We start from the raw sequence: 5,387 nt of genomic DNA, 5'->3' as shown, positions 1-5,387 counted from the left end.
CCTCTCGCCGGCCCTCGCGGCCCTGGCGGCCCAGCTCCCCGCGATGACGGCGGACGAGCGCGCGAGGGCACTCGCGGCGCTGCCCCCTCGGGGGCGCAGGGACCTGGCCGTCGACCAGGCGTTCGTGCAGGGCATGCGCGACACCTGGCCCGCCGACGAATTCGCGGCCACGGCCGCCCAGTTGCTGGTTGACGTACCCCCGGGTGTGGAGCAGCCCGCCGAGGCCAGAGAGGTCGCGGAGGAGATGGTCGGCGGCATGCTCGCCGATCCGGACATCGCGGTGGCCCTGCTGACCCGTGGCCGGCGGTTCGTCGTGGTGCCCAGGAACAGGGCGCTTACCGCTCTCGGCCCGTTCCAGCGGCTGCGCGGCGACACCGTCGACAACCGCCCGCTGGACACCATGCGCGGGATCTTCCACTACGACCTCGGAGTTCCCGGCGAGGCCCACGCGGCGGCAGCCGAGGAGAACCTGCTGGGCGACACCACCGAACTGCCGGGTGTCCAGCTCTACAGCGACGGCTACTCCAGCGCCCGCCACGAGTGGGCCCACGCCATCGAGTCGGTGCTCAACGACGCGGACCAGCGGGAGCTGCGGGACGCCTACCGCGCCAGGTTCGCCGCAGGAGCTTCCGTACAGTGGCCGGACGGACCGTTCCCCAACTACTCGTCCAGCAACGTGCACGAGTACTTCGCCCAGCTCACCAGCGCCTACCTGGGGGCCAACACCGGCGCCGACCCCATCAGCGGCCGGCCGCGCAACAACGGCGCCGACTGGGTGGAGCAGCACGATCCGACCCTGCTGCCGTTGCTTCGGCGGCTGTACGGTCCTGGCCGGCCCGCGGACCTCGGCAGCCAGGACAACCCGTACATCCTGTCCGGCTTCCGCGCCCTGTGGGACCGCGCGGAACGCGAACTGCTCCCGCAGTTCCACACGCCGACACCGTCGCCGATGGACCTGTTCTCCCCGCGCGAGGCGCCCCGCGTGGCGTTCGGCAGCTTCTGGCCCTCTGCGCCGGGGGCGCAGTCCGGAGAGCAGTCCATCCCCTTCGACCTGGGGTCACTTCCTGCGCCGCCTTCCCGGCGGAGCGGGAGCGGCAGCGGCAGCCGGAGTGACGGCGTGACCGACGCGTTGCGGGGGATCTTCGGACACGGTGTCGAGCGACGGGGCGACTTCGGCGATTTGCGCAGGTCCCTGAACGATCTCGTCGCGGCACACGAGTCCGACCCCCGGTCGGCCGGCGCTCCGCTCAACCTGCCCGACGTGGCGATCCGTGTTCTGCACCTGGACTCCGGAACGCACGTCACGGCCGACCACTACACCGACCTCTTCGCCGCCGTGGACCGTGCCGGCCGGCACGGCTGGTCGGACACCACCGCGCACATCGCCGCCTACCAGGCGTCCCGTAGTACCGGCGCGCTGAGGCAGGGCACCTCGCTGACCGGTGCTGACGGGCAGTACACCGGCCGTGACTGGACAGGCCGCGGCGGCCTCGCCTTCGACGCCGACCGGGTGTGGACGCCCGCCGCCGACGGCGGCGGACGTGTCAACTGGTCCTACGCGCCGTGGGGCGCCCGCCCGTACCTGGTGGTGGCTGGCAGGGACGAGGACTCGGGCTGGATCGTCGTACGAGGTGAGAACGGCGTCGAGGAAGTGGTGGACGACGACGAGTTCGCCCTGATGGTCGCCCTCGACCCCGCCCGCCCGCCGAACGCCGAGGTGGTGCTGCTCGTACCGAGGTCGCAGGGCGCGGTCGAGACACTGCCTCGGCTGATCGCGGACCACGCCGGGGCCCGCGTCTGGTCCACCACCGGACGGCACCAGCTCTCCTACGCACCGGACGACAGCGGAACGCTGCGGATTTCCCTGAGCCGGCCGCCGTCGAACCCGTACGGGGCACAGGTGCCCATCGGCATCTGGTTCCCGAGCGACCCGGGTCTGAGCGTCCCGGACACCGGGGTCCAGCTGCGGGCGAGCAACGGCACGATCTTCGACGAGACGGATCTGCTGTCGCACCCGTTCACCACGGGGGACGGACAGTCACTCACCGGCCGGGCGTTCCTGACCGCCCACGACATGGCAGTCGACTACGAGGCCGCACTCAGCGAGATCTCGAATGTCACGCACTACACCGACTACGACCCGGGTGAGTCGAGTTCCCGGATGGTGGCCCGGCCCCGCGAGAGCGGTCTGCTGCCGCTGCCCCGCGGGCTGGCCGACTCCTACATCGCGGTGGGCCACGGCATACGGGGTCAGGTGACCGTGCCGCGCCGCAGCACGGGCACCAACCAGCTCATACCCGCCGAACAGCTCGGTGGTGTGCTGAGGCGCCGTCCCAGTCTGCAGCGGATGCCCGCCGACTGGCCGGTGTGGCTGCTGTGGTGCGAACTCGGGATGGCCCAGCCCGGCGAGGACCTGCTGGAGCATCCGCTCCCGGCACAGCGCATCTCCAACGACACCGACCGCACCGTCTGGGTCACCGAGGCCAGGGTCTCCGCCGACCCCGCCCGCGGTCATCTGCCCGCGCAGCTGACCAAGTTCGACGATCCCGACCGCCCGCTGTACGGCTGGCTGGTGTTCCGGCCGGAGCCGAGCTCCAGGACGCTCAGGGACTTGGGCGACCTGGCGGGACTGTCCGCCGAGCGGTCGCGGCGCACGACCCGGGCCCTGCGCTGGGTGCGTGCGCTGCGCCGGCTTTACGGGGTCGGCATCGACACCGACCCCGCACGTCGGCGTGAGTTCCGCGGCTTGATCCGGGGCTTCGGGGCGCTGGAAGGCCTGCGGTTGGCGCGGCACCCGGGTGCCGATCCGCTGAGCTGGCGGACGCTGGAAGAGATCGTGGCCGGCTACGCCTGGCAGATGGGTTACGCCGCCTCTCCGGTGACTCCCGAACTGTTGGAAGCGACGCTCCAGGCGGCGCAGAACGGCACGCTGCGGCTGCCCGTCATCAACTCGGCGGCCGGCCCGTCGGGGGCGTCCTACTACGCGCCCCCGACGACCACCGCACCCCCGACGACCACCCCGCCCGGCGGACGGTCGAGGGCCCTGGGGCAGGATTCCGGAGACCGGTTCCTGCCGGCGCCGCCGGCCTCCGGCCAGGGCGACCACCTGGACGAAGCGCTGTGGCAGCTCTTCGGCTCCGGGGTCGGCGCGCGGCGCGACTACCGTCAGTTGCACGGCGCGCTGAGGACACTCGAAGCGGCGCACACGGCTGCTCCCCGGTCGAGCGACACTCCGCTCAACCTGCCTGCCGTGGCCCGCCGTGTGCTGCATCTGCATCCCTCGGCCCATGTCACGCGCGACCAGTTCATGACGTTGCTGCAGACCGTCGCCAGTGCGGGCCGCCATGGCTGGGCGGGCAGCCTGCCGGGGATCGCGGCCTACCAGCTGTCCCGGACCACCGACGCGGTGTCGCCCGCCACCGCGCTCGGCGGTCCGACCGGGCGGTACACCGGCCGTGACTGGACAGGCCGCGGTGGGCTCGCGTTCCACGTGGACCACGTGTGGATGCCCGACCTCGACGGCAGCGGCAGGATCAACCGGCTCCAGGCGCCGTGGGGCGCCCGTCCCCACCTGGTGATCGCCGAACGGGACGACGAGTCGGACCTGATCGTCGTACGGGACGGGAACGGCAACGAAGCGCGTGTGGACGACGAGGAGTTCGCCTCGCTCGTCGCCCTCGACCCCACCCGGCCGCCCGGCGCTCCGATTGTGGCGCTCGTCCAGTCCCCGCAGGGCGCGGTGGAGACGCTGCCGCGCCACATCGCCGACCGCGCCGATGCCCGCGTATGGGCCACCGACGGACTGTTCCGGCTGTCCTCCGCGGACAACAGCGGCGTGCTGCGAATCTCCCTGACCCGTCAGGCACCGAACCTGGACGGGGCACTTGAGCCCGTCGGTACCTGGTTCCCCAGCGACCCCGGCCTCAGCGTCCGTGATCCGGACGTCCAACTGCGGGCCAACGACGGCACGTACTTCGACGAGTCCGACATCCTCACGTACCCCATGGTCACGGAGGACGGGCAGTGGCTCACCGGCCGTGCGTTCCTGAACGGCCACGACATGGCCCTGTCGGAGGCCGCGGTCCGCGAACTGTCCACGGTGACGCATTACACCAACCTGGACGAGGGAGTACCGGGCACCCGGATGGTGCTCCGCGAGAGCGGCCTGCTGCCCTTGCCCCGTGTGCTGGCGGAGTCCTACATCGCGATGGGGCACGGCCAGGAGGGACGGGTCACGGTTCCGCGCCGTAGCACCGGTGCCAACCAGGCCGTACACCCCCGGGTACTCGGCGGGGTGCTGCGGCGCCGCCCCAGCCTGCGGCGGATGCCGGCCAACTGGCCCGTATGGCTGCTGTGGTGTGAACTCGCCATGCCCCGGCGCGGCGCGGACCTGCTCGAACACCCCCTCCCCGCACAGTACGTCGCCAACGAGGTCGACCGTGACGTGTGGGTCACCGACGCCCAGGTGGCCCCCAGCGCCGCCGAGGGCCAGTGGCCCGCGCGGCTGATCAAGTACGACGATCCCGACCGGCCCGTGTTCGGCTGGCTGTTGTTCCGGCCGGAGCCGCACGCGTCCACGCTCACCGCTCTGGGCGACCTGGCCGGATTGCCCGCAGGACTGGCCCGGCGCACAACCCGGGTATTGCGCTGGGTACGCGCGCTCCGCCGCGTCTACGGCCCCCGCATCGACACCGACCCCGCCCGCCAGCTCGAATTCCGCGCGCTCATCCGGGACTTCGGGGTGCTGGAGATGCAGCGGCTGGCACAGGGCACCGACTCGGGTCCGCTGACCTGGGGCGAGCTGGAGCAGATCGCCGCTGGTTACGGCCGGCAGACGGGTTACGCCACCTCTCCCGTGACGCCCGGTCTCTTGCAGGGAGCGCTTCGGGCCGCGAGGGAGCGCACGCTGTGGCTGCCCCGGCCCGTCCCCGAGGCGGGGCCCTCGTCGGCGGCGTACGGCGCCGAGACCTGGACGGACTACCAACGGCCCGGCGGGCGGCGGCGGATGACCGTCGCCATCCCTGAGGTGGAGACGGTTCCCGCCGAGTCGGAGCTGGACTCGGAGCCTGAGCCGGACACCGCCGAGGAGGTCCCGGAGGCTGCTCCATCGGCGCGGACCCTTCTCGCACCCCCTACGACCTCCACCATCCTCGAAACTCCCGCACCCGCTCGGCAGCGGCCCCAGCCGTCCGTCGACGGGCCGCCGCTCTCGCAGGAGGCCGGACTCGCCGAGCGCGGACTTGAGCCGGTGTACGTGCCCGCCGACGGGGACGTACTGGTCCACGCGCTGACCGCCGTCGCGCCGGGCGAGAGCAGTCGACTGGCCGGGCACAACTGGCCCGCGAGCCCGGAAGAGTTGCGGACCGCGCTCGCCGACGCGCTCGCCG

The 5,387-nt window shown here is 72.3% G+C and carries 1 protein-coding gene; it reads left to right on the top strand.

Annotated features, from left to right (window positions below):
* A partial coding sequence (locus HY68_RS43345; RefSeq protein ID WP_198533178.1) for a lonely Cys domain-containing protein occupies positions 1-5,387 on the top strand: 5,387 nt, incomplete at both ends.

Origin of the sequence: Streptomyces sp. AcH 505 (assembly GCF_000818175.1) — a bacterium.
Lineage (GTDB): Bacteria > Actinomycetota > Actinomycetes > Streptomycetales > Streptomycetaceae > Streptomyces.
This window is presented reverse-complemented; position numbering and strand designations above follow the sequence as displayed.